General features: G+C 34.7%; 28 protein-coding genes. 4 read left to right on the top strand and 24 right to left on the bottom strand.

The genetic code is table 11. The features are described 5' to 3' along the window. Nucleotides 1-352: 352 nt before the first annotated feature. The 4 genes from ACERII_RS24735 to acsA form a co-directional block, all read right to left on the bottom strand. A complete protein-coding gene (locus tag ACERII_RS24735; protein ID WP_373645644.1) occupies nucleotides 353-1,789 on the bottom strand; it encodes a serine hydrolase domain-containing protein in 1,437 nt (478 codons plus the stop codon). A 182-nt stretch (nucleotides 1,790-1,971) separates the two neighbouring features. Continuing rightward, nucleotides 1,972-2,652 carry a class I SAM-dependent methyltransferase gene (locus ACERII_RS24730; RefSeq protein WP_373645647.1) on the bottom strand — a complete coding sequence of 227 codons (681 nt, stop codon included), beginning with the start codon at nucleotides 2,650-2,652 and terminating at the stop codon, nucleotides 1,972-1,974. Between the two features lie 268 nt (nucleotides 2,653-2,920). Next, nucleotides 2,921-4,216, bottom strand: coding sequence for an L-lactate MFS transporter (locus tag ACERII_RS24725; protein WP_373645643.1), 1,296 nt, complete (start codon nucleotides 4,214-4,216; stop codon nucleotides 2,921-2,923). Nucleotides 4,217-4,242: 26 nt separating this feature from the next. Continuing rightward, nucleotides 4,243-5,958 (bottom strand): acetate--CoA ligase, encoded by a 1,716-nt coding sequence (acsA, locus tag ACERII_RS24720; protein WP_373645642.1) that lies wholly within the window; start codon nucleotides 5,956-5,958, stop codon nucleotides 4,243-4,245. A gap of 275 nt (nucleotides 5,959-6,233) precedes the next feature. Here acsA and ACERII_RS24715 point away from each other — a divergent pair, with 275 nt between their 5' ends. Continuing rightward, nucleotides 6,234-6,893, top strand: a complete 660-nt coding sequence (locus ACERII_RS24715; RefSeq protein WP_373645641.1) for a LytR/AlgR family response regulator transcription factor — start codon at nucleotides 6,234-6,236, stop codon at nucleotides 6,891-6,893. A 140-nt stretch (nucleotides 6,894-7,033) separates the two neighbouring features. After that, nucleotides 7,034-7,615 carry a 5'-deoxynucleotidase gene (gene yfbR / locus ACERII_RS24710; protein ID WP_373645640.1) on the top strand — a complete coding sequence of 194 codons (582 nt, stop codon included), beginning with the start codon at nucleotides 7,034-7,036 and terminating at the stop codon, nucleotides 7,613-7,615. Nucleotides 7,616-7,827: 212 nt separating this feature from the next. On the opposite strand, the gene ACERII_RS24705 is transcribed toward yfbR, so the two are convergent. The 20 genes from ACERII_RS24705 to ACERII_RS24610 all read right to left on the bottom strand — a co-directional run bounded on the left by ACERII_RS24705 (nucleotide 7,828) and on the right by ACERII_RS24610 (nucleotide 20,000). Continuing rightward, on the bottom strand, nucleotides 7,828-7,998 hold the full coding sequence (locus ACERII_RS24705; RefSeq protein ID WP_373645639.1) for a hypothetical protein: 171 nt from the start codon (nucleotides 7,996-7,998) through the stop codon (nucleotides 7,828-7,830). A gap of 222 nt (nucleotides 7,999-8,220) precedes the next feature. Further along, nucleotides 8,221-9,303, bottom strand: a complete 1,083-nt coding sequence (locus tag ACERII_RS24700; protein WP_373645638.1) for a hypothetical protein — start codon at nucleotides 9,301-9,303, stop codon at nucleotides 8,221-8,223. 124 nt (nucleotides 9,304-9,427) lie between these two features. After that, nucleotides 9,428-9,685, bottom strand: a complete 258-nt coding sequence (locus tag ACERII_RS24695; protein WP_373645637.1) for an alpha/beta fold hydrolase — start codon at nucleotides 9,683-9,685, stop codon at nucleotides 9,428-9,430. A gap of 163 nt (nucleotides 9,686-9,848) precedes the next feature. After that, on the bottom strand, nucleotides 9,849-10,172 hold the full coding sequence (locus ACERII_RS24690) for a hypothetical protein (RefSeq protein ID WP_373645636.1): 324 nt from the start codon (nucleotides 10,170-10,172) through the stop codon (nucleotides 9,849-9,851). Between the two features lie 159 nt (nucleotides 10,173-10,331). Further along, nucleotides 10,332-10,571 (bottom strand): hypothetical protein, encoded by a 240-nt coding sequence (locus ACERII_RS24685; protein ID WP_373645635.1) that lies wholly within the window; start codon nucleotides 10,569-10,571, stop codon nucleotides 10,332-10,334. Nucleotides 10,572-10,730: 159 nt separating this feature from the next. Continuing rightward, complete coding sequence (locus tag ACERII_RS24680; protein WP_373645634.1) at nucleotides 10,731-10,916, bottom strand: hypothetical protein; 186 nt, start codon at nucleotides 10,914-10,916, stop codon at nucleotides 10,731-10,733. Between the two features lie 176 nt (nucleotides 10,917-11,092). Then, nucleotides 11,093-11,761, bottom strand: a complete 669-nt coding sequence (locus tag ACERII_RS24675) for a DL-endopeptidase inhibitor IseA family protein (RefSeq protein WP_373645633.1) — start codon at nucleotides 11,759-11,761, stop codon at nucleotides 11,093-11,095. Between the two features lie 78 nt (nucleotides 11,762-11,839). After that, on the bottom strand, nucleotides 11,840-12,229 hold the full coding sequence (locus ACERII_RS24670; RefSeq protein WP_373645632.1) for a hypothetical protein: 390 nt from the start codon (nucleotides 12,227-12,229) through the stop codon (nucleotides 11,840-11,842). A gap of 116 nt (nucleotides 12,230-12,345) precedes the next feature. Next, nucleotides 12,346-12,822 (bottom strand): immunoglobulin-like domain-containing protein, encoded by a 477-nt coding sequence (locus tag ACERII_RS24665; RefSeq protein WP_373645631.1) that lies wholly within the window; start codon nucleotides 12,820-12,822, stop codon nucleotides 12,346-12,348. A gap of 164 nt (nucleotides 12,823-12,986) precedes the next feature. After that, nucleotides 12,987-13,532, bottom strand: coding sequence for a hypothetical protein (locus ACERII_RS24660; RefSeq protein WP_373645630.1), 546 nt, complete (start codon nucleotides 13,530-13,532; stop codon nucleotides 12,987-12,989). 103 nt (nucleotides 13,533-13,635) lie between these two features. Beyond that, the gene (locus ACERII_RS24655; protein WP_373645629.1) at nucleotides 13,636-14,265 is read right to left on the bottom strand and encodes an NAD(P)H-binding protein; all 630 of its coding nucleotides are present in this window, start codon (nucleotides 14,263-14,265) and stop codon (nucleotides 13,636-13,638) included. A gap of 156 nt (nucleotides 14,266-14,421) precedes the next feature. Next, nucleotides 14,422-14,721, bottom strand: a complete 300-nt coding sequence (locus ACERII_RS24650; protein WP_373645628.1) for a hypothetical protein — start codon at nucleotides 14,719-14,721, stop codon at nucleotides 14,422-14,424. Nucleotides 14,722-14,749: 28 nt separating this feature from the next. Further along, nucleotides 14,750-15,013 carry a hypothetical protein gene (locus ACERII_RS24645; protein WP_373645627.1) on the bottom strand — a complete coding sequence of 88 codons (264 nt, stop codon included), beginning with the start codon at nucleotides 15,011-15,013 and terminating at the stop codon, nucleotides 14,750-14,752. A gap of 383 nt (nucleotides 15,014-15,396) precedes the next feature. Then, the gene (locus tag ACERII_RS24640) at nucleotides 15,397-15,681 is read right to left on the bottom strand and encodes a hypothetical protein (protein ID WP_373645626.1); all 285 of its coding nucleotides are present in this window, start codon (nucleotides 15,679-15,681) and stop codon (nucleotides 15,397-15,399) included. Between the two features lie 193 nt (nucleotides 15,682-15,874). After that, complete coding sequence (locus ACERII_RS24635) at nucleotides 15,875-16,381, bottom strand: NUDIX hydrolase (protein WP_373645625.1); 507 nt, start codon at nucleotides 16,379-16,381, stop codon at nucleotides 15,875-15,877. A 404-nt stretch (nucleotides 16,382-16,785) separates the two neighbouring features. Beyond that, nucleotides 16,786-17,916: a hypothetical protein gene (locus ACERII_RS24630; protein ID WP_373645624.1), complete on the bottom strand. Its 1,131-nt coding sequence runs from the start codon at nucleotides 17,914-17,916 to the stop codon at nucleotides 16,786-16,788. Next, nucleotides 17,909-18,421, bottom strand: a complete 513-nt coding sequence (locus tag ACERII_RS24625; protein WP_373645623.1) for an RNA polymerase sigma factor — start codon at nucleotides 18,419-18,421, stop codon at nucleotides 17,909-17,911. The genes ACERII_RS24630 and ACERII_RS24625 overlap by 8 nt, the downstream gene beginning before the upstream one ends. 197 nt (nucleotides 18,422-18,618) lie before the next feature. Further along, nucleotides 18,619-18,921: a MafI2 family immunity protein gene (locus ACERII_RS24620; RefSeq protein WP_373645622.1), complete on the bottom strand. Its 303-nt coding sequence runs from the start codon at nucleotides 18,919-18,921 to the stop codon at nucleotides 18,619-18,621. A 40-nt stretch (nucleotides 18,922-18,961) separates the two neighbouring features. Continuing rightward, on the bottom strand, nucleotides 18,962-19,282 hold the full coding sequence (locus tag ACERII_RS24615; RefSeq protein WP_373645621.1) for a hypothetical protein: 321 nt from the start codon (nucleotides 19,280-19,282) through the stop codon (nucleotides 18,962-18,964). 85 nt (nucleotides 19,283-19,367) lie between these two features. After that, nucleotides 19,368-20,000, bottom strand: a complete 633-nt coding sequence (locus ACERII_RS24610) for a hypothetical protein (protein ID WP_373645620.1) — start codon at nucleotides 19,998-20,000, stop codon at nucleotides 19,368-19,370. Nucleotides 20,001-20,363: 363 nt separating this feature from the next. Between ACERII_RS24610 and ACERII_RS24605 the strand changes: the two genes are divergently transcribed. Both ACERII_RS24605 and ACERII_RS24600 read left to right on the top strand, forming a co-directional pair. Continuing rightward, nucleotides 20,364-20,543 carry a hypothetical protein gene (locus tag ACERII_RS24605; protein WP_373645619.1) on the top strand — a complete coding sequence of 60 codons (180 nt, stop codon included), beginning with the start codon at nucleotides 20,364-20,366 and terminating at the stop codon, nucleotides 20,541-20,543. Between the two features lie 233 nt (nucleotides 20,544-20,776). Next, nucleotides 20,777-21,248 (top strand): DUF4181 domain-containing protein (locus tag ACERII_RS24600; protein WP_373645618.1); only part of this gene is annotated, 472 nt, incomplete at its 3' end.

The raw sequence follows: 21,248 nt of genomic DNA, 5'->3' as shown, positions 1-21,248 counted from the left end.
ATACGTATATATTTGGAATGAACGAAGTGATAAAAATAGAGAGTTCCAACTACTTGTTAGGCGTAATTTTTCTAGAGTTGACCTCTCGTGGTCAGTGTGTTCGGATAACAATAAAACTTACTTAAATCCTTTATATCTTGCTGTTTATATACCTTTTCTAAAGGTCGACGAAGAAAAAACGGCATGAAGTCTTCGTGCCGTTTTTAATCTGCGAATTATAATGTGATTTCGGTTGTGAAAGTTGTGTTATTTATCACGTGAATTTGCGTGCGTTTTTCCGTTTTGCACCTCTGAAGTAAACCTGTTAATATAAAACTCCCTGTTCTCATAAGGCGGTTTACAATATTAGTACTTAAGCTTCCACTTCTTCCACAGCTTCTTTTTGTTTTAATATCTGACGAACTCCTAGGAATAATCCATACATTTCTCCATTTATGTTGAATAAAAACCGTATTGGTGTTTCCGATTCATTCAGTTCAATAGTAAACAGATGTTCCCCAACAGATCGCATAGGATAGGATGCGCCCTCCATTGTTAAGTGTAGTTTTCCTTCCTCTTTTGTAACAGACATCTCGGCACCTTCACCTGATTTGAAGTTCCCAACATATTGTTCTAGTTCATCACTGTTAATTTCAAAATCTGTATACGTTGCAAGAGGTTTCTCTGGAGATACTTCTTGAACTGCATTAAATGCTGCTACCATTAACTTTGCTGCTGGAACACCCGCCAAATTAATTAATACAACACTTGCTAAACCTTTTTCTGGCACCACACCAAAATTAGAGGATACACCTTTTAGACTCCCTCCATGCTCAACAAGAGTTCCACCCATATAATCGGGTGTTATCATTAATCCATATCCATAATATTTGTTTTCTTGATACGGAACATGAGGATGAATCATTTCTTGCACACTTTCAGGAGTTAGAATTCTATTTTCCCCTACTGTTCCTCCATTGCGGAAAATCTCTGTATAAGACAGCATATCGGCTAATGTGGAACGAAGGAAGCCACCAGCATACATTGTATAAGAATCCCACCAGGCTTCGGAAGCGTACACTTCTTTTTCTCCTTTATTTTCCTTTGATGCGTAAATCACTGTCACCATCGGAGAATTTAATACAGCATTGATATCAAAAGTACTGTTTTTCATACCAACTGGTTTTAATATGTTCTCTGAAACATACACATCATACGGAGTTCCACTCACTCGCTCTATAATAGCCCCTAATAAAGCATACGAATCGTTTGAATAGCTAAATTGTGTTCCAGGTTCCCCAAGCAACTCAATATCTAACTCACCTATATATTTCATCATTTGTTCGTAGTTATCGATAGGATCACGTTCTTTCAATCTAGCACGCTGTTTTTCCGAAATAGAAGAATCGTTCTCCATCGTACGTCTCATTGTATGATATAACGTAGGTAATGGTGGCAATCCGGCAGTATGTGTTAGAAGATGATGAATAGTAACCTTTTCTGTATGTTCCTTGTTACCAAGTATTAATTCAGGAAGATATGTAATTACTTTGTCTTCAACAGTTAATCTTCCAGCTTCCTGCAACTGCATGATTGCAACAGCAGTAAACGACTTTGTAATGGACGCAATCCCAAAAATGGTATCGTTTGTCACCTCAAGGTTTTGCTCCATATTACGGTGTCCATAGCCTCGTTCGTATATTACCTCTCCGTCTTTCGCAACACCTAATGCAGCTCCAGGTACTTTATTTTTACTTATTATTTTGTTTGCATAATCTTCAAAATTCTCAATCCACTTTTGATTCTCCATTATGTCACTCCACTTTCTTTGCATTTATTCCTCTACTCTAATATACGATATACCCCATTGAAATCCTCTAAATTTTCAGAGTTTTGTTTTTGTGAGTTTTACTCTAAGTAGATTAATAACTTAAATATTTCAGAGAAAATTATGTTCTAGTCTTTAAATAGAATTTTAAAATAAAGGAAGCTCTATAGCTTTTTCAACATAAACACCCACATAAACGTAAGGGACTGTTTTAATACTTTCGGTAATTGGGAAAGGTGGTGTTCATTGACTCCTCTTTTGTATATTCCTTGTCCGTCAACTATCTCCCACCCATTTTCAAGTGCAAGTAATTCTAACTCCCAGGGCATCATCGTATTAAACACGACTGGTTCGCCATATAACCTACGATAGCTGTTTCCTCTTGGTGCAGCGGTAGGTCCAAGAATTCCTAAGCACAATAAATGATCTTTTTTTAGGACTCGTTTCATCTCTTCCAATGCTGCTAAAGGGGATTCGGTCCACTCAATGGAGTTGATTGCCATTAAACCAGAGAAGGACTCATCCTCAAAAGGTACATTCGTTAAGTCTCCTTGTAAAAAGGAAATGGTTTCGGACCCTCTCAAGGACTTTGCTTTTTCAATCATTTCTTCCGATAAATCTACCCCGACTACTTGATAGCCAGCTTGACCTAGCTTATAAGATCCGTATCCATCACCACATCCTAAATCTCCTATGTAACTACCTTGAGGAATATGTTTCTGGATAAACGGAACAATGGATTTACGGCTTCCATTTTCCCACATACCTTCACTGCTTTGATTCCAAAAATCAGCTTTTTCATCCCAAAGATTCTTCGCTTCTTTATGCCAATCAAATGAAGTCATTTTCACATTTCACTTCCTTTCTTTTTTCTATAATTTTATGTATCAGTTTTCTAAGCATATACTATCATTTTCATGTAACTTCTGCCTAAGGCGAGTCCTCGGACAACCTCTTTTATGCTCGGATTTGCTTTTTTTATGCGCGGCTTTGACACTTTTATGCGTGGGTACCATTCTTTGTGTTTTGTTCACACTAAAGGAGCAAGCCACAAGGGTTGCTCCTACAAGATAGTTCTATTACCTTCCTACCATCAATCGTACTTGTGCTAAGTTACTGAGCACTATAAACACTATTTTTCATAAGACGTGTTTCCTTCCCTTCAACAGCCTGCTTCCCTTGTTCGATACGCTTAATATCTAGCTGTAAGAATATAGAAATGACTGCTGCCACTAAAATTAATCCAGTAAATACATAAAATACAGGAATGTAGCTAGCGGTATTTTCACGTATTTGTGATACAAGCAAAGGACCTAAAATCCCACCTAAGGACCAAGTCGTTAATAGAAAACCGTGGATAGCACCAAGTTGCCTCGTTCCGAAAAGATCTCCGATGAATGCTGGTAAATTGGAAAAACCGCCACCATAGCAACTTACTACGATAAAGACAAATGCCTGGAACAATAACACATTTGTGATATTTGGCATGGTGATAAACGCAATCAACTGCAGTGCAAAGAAAATAATGAACACGGTTGGACGGCCAATATAATCAGAAATAGCAGCCCAAGCAAGTCTTCCACCACCATTAAAGATCCCCATGATACCAACCATTGTTGCTGCACCTGCGGCTGATAACCCCACTACTTCCTGTGCCATTGGCGAAGCTACGGATATCATCATGATCCCAGCTGTAACATTAATGAGCATCATGCTCCATAACATCCAAAAGCGTCTTGTTCTCACTGCTTCCCGTGCAGTTAACTGAGACAGATCTTTTTTCACTACTTTTTTCCCAGATTCGATAGCCTTTTGCATTCCCTCTGGCATCCAGTCTTTCGGTGGTGGTGCAATATAAGAAGCACCTGCTACCATCAATAGGAAGTAACTAATTCCCAAAAGATAGAATGTAGTAGATATCCCCACAGCTCCCATTAACGCTGCGGCAACAGGGGCGGTTATCAATGCCCCTGCACCGAATCCTAATACTGCCATTCCAGTTGCTAATCCACGCCGGTCCGGAAACCATTTCACGAGAGTGGAAACTGGTGCAATATAACCAATTCCCATTCCTAATCCACTAGCTACTCCGTACGTTAAAACAAAAAGTGTAAGAGAATCAATGGAAACCGCTACTCCTGCTCCCGCTTGCCCTAAACCAAAGAGAATAGCTGCAACGATAGCAGACTTCCTCGGACCTTTTTTTTCAACAAAAGATCCGAAAAAAGCAGCTGCAATTCCAGCGAGGGCCATCATAATTGTAAAGGACATCGTAATTCCTGTTAATGACCATCCCATCGCATCACGAATGGGATTCGTATACACGCTATATGCGTAAGCAGCACCAATGGAAAGATGAATAGAAATTGCAGACAAAGCAATAAACCATCTGTTTTTTGTGCTTTTCATACAGAATTTCCTCCCCAATAAATATATTAATCTTCCATTGTTGATAAATCCCCAGTTGGTAGATCAAGTTCCCAAGCTTTTAGAACTCTTCTCATGATTTTTCCACTTCTCGTTTTTGGTAGAGACTTTTTGAATTCAATTTCTCTTGGTGCGGCGTGCGCTGCTAATCCCTTTTTCACAAAATTACGAATATCCTCTTCAAGCTCTTCGCTTAATTCATATCCTTCTCTTAAAGCTACAAACGCTTTGATAATTTCTCCTCGGACAGGATCTGGTTTGCCGATAACACCAGCTTCTGCTACTGCTGGGTGTTCAACTAATTTACTTTCCACCTCAAATGGTCCAATTCGCTCTCCAGCTGTCATGATTACATCGTCCACACGTCCTTGGAACCAGAAGTATCCATCTTCGTCCATATAAGCAGAGTCTCCTGATACATACCAATCTCCCGCAAGGAAATAGGACTCATATTTTTCTTGTCGATTCCAGATCGCTCTCATCATGGAGGGCCAACCTTTTTTTATTGCAAGGTTCCCCATAGAATTAGGTGGAAGCTCTTTCCCATTGTCGTCCACAATTGCGGCCACCACTCCTGGAATGGGTTTCCCCATAGATCCTGGCTTAATTTCCATGCTAGGGTAATTACAGATGAGTTGTGCTCCCGTTTCCGTCATCCACCATGTATCGTGAATTCGTTGATTCATGACATCCATTCCCCAACGAACCACTTCAGGATTTAGTGGTTCTCCAACACTTAACACATGTCGTAACGAGGAAAGATCATATTTTTCCAGTACTCTTTTTCCTGCACTCATGAGCATACGAAATGCAGTTGGAGCACTATACCATACAGTGACCTTATTATCTTCAATAGTTTGATACCAATCGTCTGGGCTAAACCTTCCTCCACGGATGACATTCGTAACCCCTACAAGCCAAGGTCCAAAAATCCCGTACGAAGTACCGGTTACCCAACCTGGATCTGCCGTACACCAATACACATCGTTTTCTTTTAAATCGAGCACCCATTTAGCTGTTTGATAGTGCTGAATCATGGCATTATGAACATGTAAAACCCCTTTTGGTTTTCCTGTTGACCCAGAAGTATAATGAAGAATGAGACCATCCTCTCGATCCACCCACTCAATATCTAACTCTCTACTTGCAGTATCAAATTGATCGTAAAAATCAACAATCTTCCCCTCTTCTTTTACGTCGTTTCCAATCAAAAGTACCTTTTCTAGCTCTGGAAGATCCTCGATAGGAACTCGCTCTAATAAGGAAGGAGTTGTAACTAGAACCTTTGCACCACTATCCTCTAAGCGATCTTTTACAGCACCTTCCATAAACGCTTCAAATAGAGGACCAACGATAGCACCTAATTTAATCGTTCCAAGTAATGCAAAATAAAGCTCTGGGGAACGGGGCATGAAAATAAATACTCGATCTCCCTTTTGTACTCCGTTGTTTTTTAGAACATTTCCTGCCTTATTTGATAACTCTTTCATTTCTTGAAACGTATAGTCTTCTTTCCGGTTTTGATCAGAATAATGTAATGCAATAGAATCTTGTTTCCCAGACTCAGCGTGGCGGTCGATGACTTCATATCCCATGTTTACAAGACCTGTTTCGTGCCATGAAAACTGTTGTTCAACTTCGCTCCAATCAAAGGAATTGTATACTTTCTTGTAATCTCCCAAATTACTATTCCCTTTTTTCGCTGCAAGTGTTTTAGATATCATCACGTTACCTCCTTAGTTATTGCACTCAAATTTTGTTTCCTACATTAATTTAAAGCGCTTACATTTTTACATATTAAAAGATAATCTGATCACTTCAAAATACGTACCTACCGATTCCACTATTAACACTATAGAAACCGAATATATAGTTTTCATTGTAAAATACATAGAATTCTTTTTGTTAAAAAATTGACAGAATACAATATAGATAGATAAAATGGAAATGAGATTGATTAGTCTAAAAATTCATAATAGTCTTGAGAGGATGAGGATACTTGGAAAGTAATGTGGTACGTCAGTTTTCTCAATTCATTGAAGATTGGATTCCGAAAGAAGCTTCTATAGCAATTGCTGCTGGAGATCAGTATATATCCTACATCCCAGGAAACCATGATATTCGCATTCATCAAGGACAATCGATTCCTTCTGGGAGTATAACAGAGCGTGTATATCTACATAAAAAGAAAGTAGAATCTCTCGTTGATAAATCGGTGTTTGGTGTACCTTATTATGGAGTAGGTTATCCCATTGAGGATCCTGAGTTAGGATTTCAAGGTGCATTAACGGTAATTCTCCCTCCAGAATATTCTCAAGAAAAGCTGAAACCCTTCTCTTTTATCGTGGGAAGAAGAGATGAAGTATGGATTCCTATTCCTGTTGAAGATATTATTTATATTGAAAGTCATCAAAAGAAAACAATTTTTTACACAAAAGATGGCCATTATAGTTCTAAATTTCCGTTAAAAACACTGGAGTACCGTCTCCCCGACTACTTCATTCGTATCCATCGTTCTTTTATCGTTAATATTTCTTCTATTAATCAGATCTCTCGTGATATGGCTTCCAATTTAGAAGTCCAATTGAAACATTTAGACCAACGACTGACAATAAGCCAAAGCCATGTACTGAAAGTTAGAAATGCTTTAGGATTTTAAATATTCAATTTCATTTCTAACCTATAAATTAGGCGATGAGTTCTGGTATCATCGCTTTTTCTTGTTGTTCTAAGTTGATTCTTCTCCTACTTGTGTTGTACTATTTAACAGGAAATAGAAAGCCTCAAAGGAAGTGAATTATGGAAAGCCATTTATTAGCAAATCTTTATCGGTTAAAGTACATTGAACGGTGGAGTTTAATGAGAAATGTGATGAAAGAAAACGTGGCAGAGCACACGTTTCAAGTAACACTTATCACACATTGTCTTTGTACAATAGCCAATGAAGTATTTCATAAGAACATCAATACTGAGAAAGCAGTAACATTATCGTTATTTCATGATGTAACAGAAGTGTATACAGGGGACATTCCAACTCCCGTTAAGCATCATAACAAGGATATTCTTAAGAACTTTCGAGATATTGAAAAGTTGGCAGCTGAAAGATTAATTAAACAAGCACCAACAGATCTTAAGTCTGTATATGAAAATCTCATCGGAGAGACTGGAAACGAAGAGCTTTCCCCTTACATTAAAGCAGCTGATTTATTAGACGCTTATTTAAAATGCGTCATGGAACTAACTGCTGGTAACAGAGAGTTTGCTATTGCAAAAGAACAGATAGAAAGCAAATTAAAAGAAATATCCATGCCGGAAATTGACTATTTCCTTACACACTTTGCACCTAGTTTCGAGAAAACGTTGGATGAGATTTCGGAGTAGTACGCTAAGAAAAGCGCAATCTAAGCTATACTAAAGGGTTTTCTTCAGAGGTGCAAAACTTAAAAACACAGACATATTCACACGTTAAATCAGACATCTTTCACAACTAAAATCACAGTATCATTTACATATGACAATGGCACGAATCTTCGTGCCATTGTCTCTATATTTACTTATCGAACGCACTCCGTTAGCGAATTAAAAGAAAGTAATTATAGAAAAATTTGCTTTTCTAATTTTTCTATTTTACTTTCAAGTTCTTTTATTTTAAGTTCATACTCCGTTTCTTTAAATATTTTTATTGAGCGGTCAATTAGGCTTTGGATAATAAGTATTGTTATCGGTATTACTAAAATAGTAATCATTGTAAGTTCTATAAACAAATAAATTCCCCCCTTTAACTTTAAAGCTCTAATTCCTTTTTCCAATTTTCTTTAACTATGCACGCCACTAGTTAAATAATGTTAACTCCTTACTTCAGGACTCTGCCATTTAGTTTAACATCATTTTCCAATTCATAGATACAAAAAAAGAGCTACAACTTTGCAACTCGAAATTTTACTAACGCTTACCCGTTTATTTAAGTGTATAGATTCACAATACCTCTAAGATTCTGAACATAATTTTTCTAATTCTTCCAAACATAAGTCTAACCTTGAATTAATAATTTCTCTATTCCCCATCTGTTGAATTGTTTTATTATTTAGAGTATCTTTATTTAATATTTCAACATGCTCATTGGCTTCTTGTAACATCCATAAAGTATATTCATCCATTAATCTCTTATTTTGAATTGTAAATTCATGGCTATTATTATAACAGTATCCTTGTATAAATCCATCAGCTATTTCATAAAGGGTACTAATTTCCTCATTATATGCATTATTTAAATATCTTGGTGCATTTGAAAAAGCAGGCAAAAGAAATTTGTAACAAAAAACAAAGTAAGCTGCATATTTCACATCAAAATCTAATTTTGGAAATGGGTCAATAATGGCGATTTTATCAAGATTCAAAATTAAATTTTCTGGTGTAATGTCTTGATTTACTAGTGAGATTTCTTGAATCTTTTTTCTTCTATTTTCAATCAAAAATGTAATATACTTATTAACTTTGTCTTTGTTAAAAATCAATTTAGAATTAATAAGATTATTCAAAGCTGATAAGTAATAGTTATTATCTTCCTCCCATATTTCATCAATTTTTTTCAGATTACTTCCTTGTAAAAACTCCCCGTTCCAATCTAACCTCCCGAAACCTTTCATGGATATTTTTTTACTGTGTATATTATTAAAAGCTATACCTAATTTTTCACCATAGGAATTTGCCTCAAATGTATTGAGTAACGATAAATCCTTTCCACTTCCCATATAAGTTTCCACTGTAAATACTATATCTTCATCTATAAAATACTGAAAGTAGTTTGGGCAAATATCTCGACAGCTGTTATTTGCGTGTTGGTAATAGGCTCTAGTTGACTCATATTCGGTTTTTAACTCATACTCATCAATTGGTTGGATTTCACCGTAAGCTTCTTTCTTTTTTATTCGTATAACAAGGTCTTGGTCATTTATCCCTCCCACCTTATAAACAGTATGCCAAGCACCTTCACCAACCTTGTTTATCTGTTCCGACTTTATATTTTCAAAATTTAATTTGTTTAATACTTCATTGAGCTTAACATCCATATCTAATTATTAACTCCTTTTTTCAAAGATGACTGCTTAAATGAGCTGCTTTTTCAATAAGAAAGACGGACCAACTTGTTGATACTACAGAATAAAACTTTCTCCCCTCTTCTTTAAACTTAAATTACTTAATAATAGCTTCAATATCTCTAACATAAAGTTCTAAAGTATAACCGTTATCTGGTGAACTACTTTTTCCTCGACCACGATGGGAAAAAGCAATACAGCGTCTCGGCAAAAGTGATGTCATAAATTTAATATAATTTTCTGCTGGTTCAGACAATCCAAGACTAATCAATAGAGGAATATCTTTGCTATTATTAGGATTACTATCAATATAATGTAGTTCTACTTCGTCGTTTTTTATCCAATTTCCCTCCATAAAAACCCTCCTTAAAAATGAAGAAAATAGATTCAAATAGTTTATATGTAGCATTCTTACATGAATCCATTATTAAAGGATTCTTCCCGTTCGCACCACAAAGGCAACGACAGCTTATGATGAACGCTACCCGTTTGTTTAACAGACATGATTGGGTATTTTGCTATAATCGTCGTAATTTATAGTTACCCGAGTATTTTTTATTTAAGTAAAATATTAACCCTAAGTAACCAAATGCTAATATGATGTTTGTCATAATAAAAATCCATAGTTCTGGATTATACCAGTACTCTATTTGTCCCATTATTGCAATAAAAATACCAAGAAAGATGTGTATTTTCCCAGCCCTTTTCAAATAGTTTGGCAAGTTCTCTTCAGAAATACTCTGTATAGTTGCTTCAGAAATAAACAAATTTGGATTTCTTGCATAATGTTCTACAATACCTATTACTACAAAATAAATCCCTAAAAATAATAGAGCAAACATTTCCTTCTCCCCTTATTCATGCTTACATCCTATAAAAAAACATACTAACAAACATTTGAGTTTTTTCAACAATTCTCCCTGTTCGCACCGTTTCGACAACGCCTGTTTATTCCTCATACGTATCCTTTAGTTGAAGAAGAATTTGAATCGGACGATTAGCTAGTTTGAAAGCATAATAGCGACTGTCATAAACAATACAAAAAATAAAAGCCCAAAAACCGAACCATATATCATTTGCTTAAACTTTTTGTCATCATTTTCTTTCCTTGCTTTTTCGCTTTCGTAAAACACCCTAAATATTCCAGCAGAAAATATGGCATCAAATATTTTCCATCCTCTTTTGTTCCCTGAGTCATTATTGTCCTTTTTTAACTCATTATGCTTATTGTTTTCTGACATAGTGACCTCCCTTCAATGTTTAGTATTCTCCCCATTACTTCACTATCTTCTTTACTCTATTTTAAGGTTACCACTAATCCCCTTTTATTTGGTATAAATATGTAAAAAAGCGTCTCTGCTTATTGCAGAAACTGAAACCGTTACTTTAACAAGTTTTTTCTAATCTTTCTCTAAATCATCATCAAGAAATGATTTTTTCTCTTCTTTAATTCCATACTTTTTCTCAATAAATTGACCTAATATGGAAGCGTTACTCCCTCTCCTAACTGCCGTTTCAATAACTATATAAAGAATAAATATCCCAACAATAAACAAAAAGATAGATAACATCGTAATAGAATTCATAGAAAATCCTCCCAAAAAAATATTTATTTCGAATAAATTTTAATTGAAGTAAACCCCATGTTTCGTTTAACATAATTCCCCAATTTGTAGGTACAAAAAAAGAGCTGCAACATGGCAACTCGTATTTTTACTAACGAGCAGATAGTTGAAGAAGCGATGTCTATCTTAATTAAAAACTACTTATTATTTAAATATAGAAGTGAGTTAATTCGCCACCCTATCCCTTCTATATATTTAAGTTCTACTCTCTCTTCTTCGAATTGTCCTGTATCTCCAAGTGGTACATGAAGATTTAAAATTATTGTCGTCTTATCTAATTCTATGCCTTGATAGTTAACTTTTCTCCACTCTAAGATGCTCCCGAAATCAGCATCTGGTTGTGCCATTTTATCATTAAGTTCTATAATCTTTAATTTATTTAGAATTTCATTAACAGCCTGTAATGTATAAGCTTCTTCTAAATATTGGGTTAGTTTATCTTTTTGGTCCAAATCCTCCCCTAGAAACCTGTATTCCTTACCATTATAATCAAACGTTTCGTAATCTTTCATATCTCCACCGCTAGAAACATGGAAGAAACGTTTTTGACCCACAAATAAAAGATTTCTAATATCATCATTAGTTTCTGTTGTATCAGGTATTGGAGAATTTTGTGATTGTTCAAGTTCTTCCATTCTTTCTTTATAAGTGATAATCTCTTCTTCTAAAACAATATTTTTCTCTTTTAGTTTTTCGTTTTCCTCTTGCAAACTCGAAAGTCCATCTTCAGAAGGTACCTCATTATTACAACCAAAGAGAACAAATATGATACATATAGATAAAACTAGCAATAAAGCCTTTTTCATTTTATATTCCCCCTATTACTAATAGTTAAATCAACAGATGTTAACCATAGCACTAAATAAATATTTAGAAATAAATCTCTAAACATCGAACACTAAATAGTCAAGTAGCCATTGTCCATTATACTTAATAAATCCAAAGTTAATGGTATAATGTCCCTCAGAAAAATAAATCGCAAAACCAATTGTCAGTTTCTCATTTTCCATATGATGATAACGATATTCTAGAATTTCTAAGGTATAGTTCATATGGTCAATTTTATAACTATTATCGTTGGAATAGATAATACTTTCTTCCTCATTCACTTGAACGTTCGAAGAAGAAATTGATGTAATATAGTCAAAGTCCTTATTATTTATTGCAGTGAAAAGATCAAAGGCTACATTCATTGTTGTCCTTAATGCTTCTTTTTCTTCGCCGATCTTCTTTTCTAATTCAGATAGTTCATTTTTCATTTGCTCATTAAGCATTTGCACCCGTTCGGCCAATATAATAGCTAACTTTTACTTCTCCTTTTAACAATTTAACTATCCCCGTTACTTCAAGAACACTCTTTCACAATCTTCGTTCAATAACTAATTCTTTTCTAATCAATTGTGAACTCCGCTGTCAAATAATACTTATCAAAGTCCCCTGCCTTTCTAAAGTCGAGTATATCTTTCACTATGCGGTAATCACCAGTATCTAAACCTCCATAGAGCCAATTCCAATCAATTGTCCATTCCCTAACATCTGAAGAAGCCAATTCATAGCCAATATCATCAAAATCACCCTCTTGGGCAACTGGAATTTGATACCATCTACCTTCCATTTTCTTTTCCAATACAAAGTATTCACCATAAATACATTCTTTGACAGAGTTATTCTCAAATATTACTGTCAATCCAGTAGTGGAGACCGTTCCCTCTTTAACAATCATCTCTACTCCATCAAGGTTATTGATAGTTTCATATAATGTAGGTTCCCAGTCAGTTCCTTCAGTGCTATTATTAGAACTTCCGCACCCTGATAAAAGTATTAAGCTCATTGCTATGCAGAATAGTAAACAAAAATATCTCTTCATAAAATCTCTCCCTTTTAATATTAGACGTATAATGTGTGAACTAGGTTTCTTTTATGATGCTAACCCGTTCGTCCTACTGATATCATAGGTCCTATATAAAAAAGGTCAACCAGTCTCTTCTGGTTAACCTTATAATATGATCGCACCTGTTACTTGAATATGAATTAACTCTCGTTCAATACCATTTCAACGTCTTCTCTTAATTGATTTAAAATATTTGTAATTTCATCAATACCTTGTTCCGTTGTTACTTCTTCATAACTAAAAGATACGAGTTCAGCGTAGTATTGTTCTAGAACATTTATTATTGCTTGATTCTTTTGTTTATCATCGATATTCTTCACTTTTTGAAGTTGTGTATTAACAGTTCTCATTGTATCCCCAAGGTACCTGTATCCTTCCTCATAAATATTATCTGAAAGGTAATATAAACTTAAACTTAAACTTAAACTATTTAAATTTAAATGAGTATTGTTTAAAGATTGACGATATAGTTCTTTTTCTCTTTCAGTAAAGTCCTCATCAAATAGTTCCATAGTGTCTGATATATAGTATAAATTATTTATATATTGTTTAAATTCTACATATAAAACCAACTCATTTAAGCGATGATAGCTATTGTTTGTCTTCTGACTTTCATCTAAGAAATAGAGCATAACGCCAATAATTGCAATCAAAAGAACGATAAGTAACATTATTTTCCTTGTCATGATAACCACCAAGTAAGTTAAATCGTAAAATACCTTCTTGTTGAACATTACTCCCCTTTCGTAACACAACAGTATCGCACCCGTTACTTTATTAAGAAACTTATCAATTTGAAATAAAAGGTGATTTATGTATATACTTTGAACTTTCAATTTGATTGATAATAAATGTAGCAATGTCTTGATTCTGTATTTTTCTACCAGGCATATCAGTGACACTTTCTTTTATACTGCCTATCTCTGCACCTTCTACTACAAAGGGCAATCTTATTAAAGTCCAATTGATCTCTTTATTGTTAAATAATATTTCCCATTCTCTTTTCTTATCTCTCATCATTTTACTAAAGAAAACTTCAAACACCTTTGCAGCAAATATATTTGTAAAGTTCTTTCTGTCTCCCTCAATTGTGAGAGAACCACCAGAAACACCTATGTAACGTCTAATATTTACTTCTTTCATCAAAACAAGTAAATTCTTAGTCAATTCACTATACATAGGTGTAGCTCTAACAGGTTGACCAAAGGTATTAACGACAATATTACACCCTTTTATTAGTTTTTTGATAGTTTCTAAATTCTGTATTTCCCCTTTTACTATTTCTATTCCATTATCTATGTATGATGATTTTTCAGGATTCCTTACTAGCATACGAACCTGGTAACCTTTTTGTAACGCTTTATTCGCAATATAACGACCAACTTTCCCTGTGCCACCTATAATGGCTACCTTATCCATAAAACACCTCTCTCCATAAAAATCTTTCTTGTTGAAGTATCCTGCTCCTATAGTAAACAAGGAGTGCGGTTCCCTATTCAAGGGGAAAGCTAATTGTTTACGCAATAAGCACCGAGCTTCTATTAGCTAGTTTACTAGAACAGTGCTCAATTCTCACTATTCAACATTAGCTAATAATTTTTGAATTCTTACTTTTACTTTTTCCGGGAGAGAATTTGCTAATGACCGTTGAAGCAATTCAGTATGATCAAAACCAGTTCGCGTTAAGTAATTTTCGATTTTTTTGACCTTCTCTTCCCTATCTGGTATTAGTTGATATAGGATATACCAGTCTTCTAGCTTACAAAACGGCACCTTTACACCCTTTACAAAATGAAATGTAACGCTATGTTCTTGAAATGGAAGAACATATACTCCATGATCATGCTTTATTTTAAATTCACCCATAACATCCATTGATACATCCATAATGTTAAATTCATAGTTAGAATGTAGTTTGATAAGGATCTAGTGGTTCTACATTCCTCTCAGTTCCTAATAGCCTAAGTTCGTTTAAAACTACTTCTATATCAGACGTATCAACAATAATATCTAAATCATTAACAATATCAATTAATCCGTACTGATTCAAAAGCATAGAACCCCCTATGCCCCATCTTGATTTTGTTTTATTTAATCTATCTGTAATTAAAACCAACGTATCGCTGTTCATTTTCCCCATCCTTCCATCCAGGTCACTGTTTTTCAACTAAGTGCTCCTCTAGTTTAACATTAATTTCCTTTTTATTGGTATAGAAAAAGCACTCCTGCCATATTGCAGAAATGCCACTCGTTAGTTTAATAGCAAATACTAATTTAAAGATTCCCTTTATTGCAATAATTTCTTTTGTTTTTATATTTTTTACCAACTCACTTGTTATTTCACCACTTTCCTCAACACTAAGTACCATGGATGAATGAACAGTAGAATCAGGCTTTACAATTATTGGTGAAGGGTGATATTTACATTTGATTATTGAAGTATTCTCCGTTCGCCACACAAAGACAATTTATGATGCGAATGAACCCGTTTGTTATACATAATGATTTACACATTACATGCAGATTATATAAATGATGGAACATAAGTAATTATTTTTTGTTTTTTAGCTCTAAAAGCGTAGGAGTTATATTTAATAAAATCGATATAATCGTCAAAACCCATAACGCTGTTTCCATCGTAGGCACTACATCTAATAAAGCAGACCAATCTTCCACCTTTACCCAATTTGAAACCATGCTGTATTGTGCAACAAGTGTTAGTGCTGTAAATGATAATCCCATTGCCATTGCCAATTTATAATCTTTACCTGCTCCATACATATAAAGATTCATAAAAGTTGCTACTATAGCTATTAGTCCTAATCCTATCCACATAACTTTACCTCCATTATAAGATGAACGTATGTCTACAAATATATATTAAAAAGTCCAGTTATCTTATTTCGAAATCTGTCTCGTTTGTTGAACATCAGTTAATCATCGCTCTTTCACTATCCTGCCAGTTTCATCTATAAAAGTAGCGACAGCTTCTTATGCTAACGCTCTCCCTCTGTGCAACAAGGAATAGTTATTTTTGAGAAAGATTTTTTAACCACCGTTCATCCCACTGAAAATATAATTCATTATTTTCCCTTTGTAAAAATAAATCTTTAGGATAAGGTAAAGCAAGTCCAGGCATATTACTCGGATTAAAATATTGAAGTTCAGCCGTTTCGTTATCTATTGGATTCAGTTCACCACTTTGAATAACGCACTCAAACATAAAAACGTTATACTCCACTTTATGACCATTAGGATATTGGTAACGAAAGTCTTTTCCTCCAAATACGCCTAATAACTTCTCTGGCACAACATATAATCCTGTCTCTTCCCATACTTCACGAACAACTGCTTCGGCAGGTGCTTCACCAAGCTCAATTGCACCAGCGGGAAGACTCCACTTTTCTCCATTACCTTTGTTTTGTAATAAAATTTCTCCTAAATTGTTTCTAACAATTCCTGCTACACTTGGCATAAAAATCAGTCTATTACCAACTTTTTCTCGGAGGTTTTTATAATAATCTGACATTCTCATTTTTCACCCACCTTGAGTTATTTGTTTCTATAAATAAATTCTCACTGATTTACAAGATTACCTGTTTTTGTTCAACTAAACTCCCTTCTTTTAGTACATTCCTTCACAAAGTCTGTATATTCCATTATTTATTTTAACATAAATATCCAAATCCATTTCTTTCACATTAGAATTCACATAGCAACTCACAAGATGGAAATAATTATTTTCCACCTATGTGAATTGGGCTGTAAATTACTTTGTATTTTCACATCTATTTAATGATAAAACACTGATATAACAAGAAAAATCACATGTGATTTCTATTGTGAAATGCATGTGGTTTTGCTTGCGAATGGCTTGTTTGCACCCCTGAAGTAAATCCGTTAAAGCTTACTGGTGGATTGTGCTTTTTGTGCATTAATTTAATCGTTCCTACTCTGCCAATGTAAATCTCCATTCTCAATGGTATCCAAGTACTGAACCTCGTTTAATACAAGATGGGACAAGCTCCCTGACACAGTAGTATCCCAATAACCTTTTTCAAATATTTCTATGGCTATCACCATACTTCCATTTGCCATTATCCTCAATGTATGAGTATGATCCCCTCTCTCTCCCTCCGCTATTTCCCCAAAAGGTACTTCTTCCAATTTGACAGAAGATAAATCAGCTAGAATGTTCGAAATCGTCTCATCATCCTCCACTATTACATTATCTTTCATACGATTATCCTCGTACCTAGATACAGATATTCCATCCACATCACGATCCTTAAGTCTTTCTAAAAGCAATTCCTCAAACGTTGTGTGTGGGTTTCTTTCTATATTATAGGTAACCCCTTCCTGGAAAATCATAAATGATTCAGCGATTTTAATAATTTCTTCTATGGGTAATGATTCGTTTTCTTTAGCAGTGACTTTAAATTCTCTTAATAACCCTTCTTCCTCCCATGAGAAAAATTGAGTAGAACTACTTTCACCAGTCGTTTCATAATATTTCCCCTCTAACCTATCGCCAAATTGGATTATTTCATCATAGCGATCAATTTCTTCATACTGTAGCTTATAAGGATTCCCTAGATAAACTTGAAATAATCTTTCCGACTCATCGTGAGAGAAGTAGTCAATATACCCCAAGATGTGTTCCAAGTCATTTGCATTTACATGTACAACTTCCCCGTCTTCTAGTCTAATCTCACCGCCTATGAATTCTGAATACTCCACTTCATGAATGTCAAACGGAGCATACGTCGGAAGCATGATAGTCCAATCAAATTTACCTAACTCCTCCATATTTCTAACATCTTCTTCCATTAGAAAAGCTGGTGTTCTGTTGTTTTCAAGAATTGGTAATATAAAAATAATAAATGCAAGCAATGCAGTTACTGACGTCCCCCCCACAGATAAGAGAAAGCCTTTCGTACTCTTCCACCTTTTTTCAGCACTAGTTTCATTTCCTTCATTTATAATCTTATTAAGCATCCGTTGTTTCTTCCCCTGATCCAGTTTCACTTTCGGCAAGGAATATAGCTTCTTCTCCATTTTTTTACTCATAGGAAATACCTCCTAATCGTTTTTCTAATGCTTGTTTGGCACGATAATAAGTAGAATGTACTTTCCTTTCACTCCATTGTAGGATGGATGCTGTCTCACTTACGGAAATCCCTTGTACTCCTCTTAATATCAAAACATCCCGATAGGAATCTTTTAGTGATTGAATTGCATCGAAAAACTCTTTATTCTCTTCTTTCAAATCTAGTAACTCCTCAGGTGACATATCAGATCGAGGTTCATGTTTTTCATGAAAAGAAATAACTGATTTCCACTTTTGTCTCGTTCGTCTCCTCATTTCATCGATGGCTAGATTTCGGGCAATGCTATACAACCATGTTTTCGGATTTGCATTCCCTTCGAATGAATCAAGTCCTTTCATAGCCCGAATAAAAACTTCTTGAACAATATCTTCCACATCCACATCCCCGAAACGGTAGATCAAAAAGTTATAAATATCATCACTATAACAATGAAACCATTCCGTGATTATTTCTTTTTTATCCATATGGTCTCTCCTCTGCTGTTTTTCTTACTATAGAATTAGACGGTGTGCATTTGGAGTTCTCGCAGTATTAATAAATTAATTATTATGTATTAAAAAAGACATGAAAAAAAAAGCTTAGAATTTTGTCTAAGCCATTTATCAGATAAAACTAGTATACTGTAAAAACATTCTATAAACTGTTAAAAGTAAAAAGTTGATTAATTTGGTTCCCACCTAAAAAATGCCCAACCTGCAATTACAGACCCTTCCATATTCAGTGGTTCTGGATGATATAAATACTGCTCATCTACGGAAGATATCAAGGGGAAGTCAGCAATCACTTCGGTACATGCATCACTTAACCTATCTTTCTCTTCTTCTGTAGGTTCTTGGTCGAAATAGCATATCCATTGAAGGTGACTTTTATTGACTATTTTACTTTTTAACCCCTTTAAGTTCTTTGGAATTGCTCCGTGTAGTGCACGATGGGAGCTTAGTATTAATAACGTATTTACTTCCACTTCAAAGCCCCTTTCCGTTTACTGATATTGTTTAGGAACACTATGTTGTATGTATTTCATAAACAAAGTAAGAAAAAAGTCTATATCCAATTGGGATAGTTGTTAATAATGCTAACCATAAGTTATCGGTAAAGAGTAAAAATAGAATTGCTATTATAATCGATAGAACAAACATGAAATTACCCGAAAATCCGTTTAATGGGTAGTTATCTAAGACAAAAGATTTTGGGCCCTTTAAATCTTTCGCATAACAGTGCTCATGATAAGCTGTAACGGAAAATATTATAGTTGTAGTTACTAATTCATGTCTATTCTTTATCTGATCCGAACACTTTTCACAAAAAATTTTTTGTTTTTTCATCCTAACCTCCAATATCGAACTTATATTTTATTTACGGGGAAACTTATGAATAAGTTTCATGTCATTAACTACAATCAACAAGCAATCAAAGTCCTTCTTCCTTTTTTCCGACAAATGAATACTCTTCCTCAAAACACATGAACCAGTATCCAAGCTCGTCTTGTTTGCATATAGCTTTTCTTTCTTCTTTCATACCGCTTTGGTCAAAATAAAATCCACAAACTCTCTCTAATTTATATTCTTCATCATAATAACGATACACCATAAGAACATGGGAGCCTTGTATACTATTTTTAGCCTCTACTAAACGGTTCAAGTAACTTATTCTCTCTCCTGATTTCACATATTGTATTCCGATTACATTGTGAGGTACATACCCTTCTTCCGTTTCTGAAAACAATTTATGTATCGTTTCTTCATCCCTACTCCATTGGCTCTCTCTTTCTAGATGTAATGCCAAATAGGCGTAGTTTTCTATATCAATCCGGTGATCCCACTTCCACCAAGATAAGTCCATTGGTCTAGACCGTCCTTTTTCTCTATCAAACTTAGAATCCTCAATAAACGAATCAAATCCAAGCATTTCACCTAAATTAGCAAAGTAATCAATTTCCCTCTTTGTCATCATCGATCGGTTATGATCATTTAGGAGATTCATTCTACGATAATTTCTCACATATCCTTCAAAAAACGGAACCAAATCTAATCTCTTTTCCACAGTTATCCCTCACTACTATTTGTGATGATGTAAAACAGTATCCTAATTATACCATTTTTGCATTCCCCGCTAGCATAAAAAGATTATCCATGTTTTTCTACTTCCCTTTTATAAAATATAATGTTATACTAATCAAGCGATGAGCTAGTTTGCATAAGACGAGATTGACCTGCCTTTTAGGCAGCACTATGTGGAGTGCGGTCTCTCGCGGCAAAATGACGGAAGACGCCCTTTTTTAAAGGGCGTCTTTTTCTATTTTTGTAATTGAAAATTTCTTTTACGAAGTACTCGTCCAAAGTCTAGAAACTATAGTATAATATCAGAGTGATTCTATTTTACATAGAATTTGGGGGGTGGTTAATCATGGATAATCTTCAACTGGCCCAATTAATACAAAGTGAATTTCGCGAAGTCAAAAAAGATTTGAATGAAATTAAAAATAGGTTAGTAGCATTAGAAAAACACTCTACTGAGGATGAATACACACTTGTGAAGGCTACCCACAAAAATACAAGAAACCTTGAAAGGATATCGTATATTTAATAGAAAAAGTAGCCACTCATGAACGGTTATTAAATAGAATTGAAAAACAAATTGAAATGTAATTAGGTTGGCGTCTCCCTGTTGGAGCCGCTTTTTTTTTACGTTTAACCAATATACATATCCTGCACAAGTTGATCTGGGTTTGCTAAAAAAACAACAATGAACGTAAGAAGCGAAACTCTTTGTTTTTCCATACGTAAGTTAATGAATGATGTTAATTAGGGGGGATCAATGTGTTATTCTTTTTGTGTGTTGTCCTTATTACTATTGGTGCTATTGTTGGTAGGGTTACAGAAAAGCGTCTTGGTATTGAAAGGACGTGGATTTTTAGGCCAATAAATAAATTTCATATGTGGTTGGAAATTTTCCTTTCCGCTATCATCATTGTTGTTATCCCACTAGTTATTGGTTTCGAAAATCTGAATATGCTCTTGTACATTTTTGGTAGTTTAAGCGCATTATTTCTGATTCGTACTTTTCTAGAGAGGAAACTGGATAGGGAATCGAAGCGTTATATCATTACCTTCATTGATTTTTGTACTTTTGTTTCGTTGGTGATTGTTAGTTTGATCTTTTTCACGGGAAATGATATTGAATACACACATAATGCGATTGTGTTTGTTGAAGAGGAGACTGTCACTGAGTTTATGGAAATTGACATTGTTGGTGAATTAGAACCAACTTTATTCGGTGATTCATTTGTTG

The organism is Evansella sp. AB-rgal1 (assembly GCF_041820985.1).
In the GTDB taxonomy this organism is placed as follows: domain Bacteria; phylum Bacillota; class Bacilli; order Bacillales; family Salisediminibacteriaceae; genus Evansella.
This window is presented reverse-complemented; position numbering and strand designations above follow the sequence as displayed.

What these genes read in the sequence shown, in the direction of transcription:
- ACERII_RS24735 (WP_373645644.1), bottom strand. Translation starts at nt 1,789, where the DNA reads ATGGAGAATCAAAAGTGGATTGAGAATTTTGAAGATTATGCAAACAAA.
- ACERII_RS24730 (WP_373645647.1), bottom strand. Translation starts at nt 2,652, where the DNA reads ATGACTTCATTTGATTGGCATAAAGAAGCGAAGAATCTTTGGGATGAA.
- ACERII_RS24725 (WP_373645643.1), bottom strand. Translation starts at nt 4,216, where the DNA reads ATGAAAAGCACAAAAAACAGATGGTTTATTGCTTTGTCTGCAATTTCT.
- acsA (WP_373645642.1), bottom strand. Translation starts at nt 5,958, where the DNA reads ATGATATCTAAAACACTTGCAGCGAAAAAAGGGAATAGTAATTTGGGA.
- yfbR (WP_373645640.1), top strand. Translation starts at nt 7,034, where the DNA reads ATGGAAAGCCATTTATTAGCAAATCTTTATCGGTTAAAGTACATTGAA.
- ACERII_RS24700 (WP_373645638.1), bottom strand. Translation starts at nt 9,303, where the DNA reads ATGGATGTTAAGCTCAATGAAGTATTAAACAAATTAAATTTTGAAAAT.
- ACERII_RS24695 (WP_373645637.1), bottom strand. Translation starts at nt 9,685, where the DNA reads ATGGAGGGAAATTGGATAAAAAACGACGAAGTAGAACTACATTATATT.
- ACERII_RS24690 (WP_373645636.1), bottom strand. Translation starts at nt 10,172, where the DNA reads ATGTTTGCTCTATTATTTTTAGGGATTTATTTTGTAGTAATAGGTATT.
- ACERII_RS24685 (WP_373645635.1), bottom strand. Translation starts at nt 10,571, where the DNA reads ATGTCAGAAAACAATAAGCATAATGAGTTAAAAAAGGACAATAATGAC.
- ACERII_RS24680 (WP_373645634.1), bottom strand. Translation starts at nt 10,916, where the DNA reads ATGAATTCTATTACGATGTTATCTATCTTTTTGTTTATTGTTGGGATA.
- ACERII_RS24675 (WP_373645633.1), bottom strand. Translation starts at nt 11,761, where the DNA reads ATGAAAAAGGCTTTATTGCTAGTTTTATCTATATGTATCATATTTGTT.
- ACERII_RS24670 (WP_373645632.1), bottom strand. Translation starts at nt 12,229, where the DNA reads ATGCTTAATGAGCAAATGAAAAATGAACTATCTGAATTAGAAAAGAAG.
- ACERII_RS24665 (WP_373645631.1), bottom strand. Translation starts at nt 12,822, where the DNA reads ATGAAGAGATATTTTTGTTTACTATTCTGCATAGCAATGAGCTTAATA.
- ACERII_RS24660 (WP_373645630.1), bottom strand. Translation starts at nt 13,532, where the DNA reads ATGACAAGGAAAATAATGTTACTTATCGTTCTTTTGATTGCAATTATT.
- ACERII_RS24655 (WP_373645629.1), bottom strand. Translation starts at nt 14,265, where the DNA reads ATGGATAAGGTAGCCATTATAGGTGGCACAGGGAAAGTTGGTCGTTAT.
- ACERII_RS24650 (WP_373645628.1), bottom strand. Translation starts at nt 14,721, where the DNA reads ATGGATGTTATGGGTGAATTTAAAATAAAGCATGATCATGGAGTATAT.
- ACERII_RS24640 (WP_373645626.1), bottom strand. Translation starts at nt 15,681, where the DNA reads ATGTGGATAGGATTAGGACTAATAGCTATAGTAGCAACTTTTATGAAT.
- ACERII_RS24635 (WP_373645625.1), bottom strand. Translation starts at nt 16,381, where the DNA reads ATGAGAATGTCAGATTATTATAAAAACCTCCGAGAAAAAGTTGGTAAT.
- ACERII_RS24630 (WP_373645624.1), bottom strand. Translation starts at nt 17,916, where the DNA reads ATGAGTAAAAAAATGGAGAAGAAGCTATATTCCTTGCCGAAAGTGAAA.
- ACERII_RS24625 (WP_373645623.1), bottom strand. Translation starts at nt 18,421, where the DNA reads ATGGATAAAAAAGAAATAATCACGGAATGGTTTCATTGTTATAGTGAT.
- ACERII_RS24615 (WP_373645621.1), bottom strand. Translation starts at nt 19,282, where the DNA reads ATGAAAAAACAAAAAATTTTTTGTGAAAAGTGTTCGGATCAGATAAAG.
- ACERII_RS24605 (WP_373645619.1), top strand. Translation starts at nt 20,364, where the DNA reads ATGGATAATCTTCAACTGGCCCAATTAATACAAAGTGAATTTCGCGAA.